This window comes from Photobacterium sp. R1 (assembly GCF_054600795.1).
Genome location: NZ_BAAHZP010000276.1, coordinates 1 through 340, shown reverse-complemented (window position 1 = coordinate 340; position 340 = coordinate 1). Strand labels below are relative to the sequence as shown.

Annotated in this window: 1 protein-coding gene; it reads right to left on the bottom strand. The window is 51.5% G+C overall.

Annotated features, from left to right (window positions below):
- The coding region (locus tag ACYP03_RS25020; protein WP_459782528.1) for a S66 peptidase family protein at nucleotides 1-340 on the bottom strand (340 nt) is incomplete at both ends.

Below are 340 nucleotides of genomic sequence, written 5' to 3'. Positions count from 1 at the left end.
CCCATTGACGGCATCAAACACACCATTGAATGTCATTGCCATCAGCAGGCGAGCCATCGCAGTGGGTGATAACTCGGCATTTTCCAAAAACAGAATCAGGCCATCCTGAGCATACTGCACTTTCATCTGCGGCAGATTCAGATATTCGGTACCCGATAGCAGGCCAACCGTATCCAGACAACCGCCTATCAGCCGGCCCGAAAACGCAACTGATTCCGCCGCATCATTGACCGATAACGCCGTCCATTGTGTAGGCTGAGTGAAAGAGAAGCTTGCCTCGGGCTCTTTGGCATAATTGGCCGATGTCACTTCATAGCAAGACGATTGCTGGAGCGTAAGA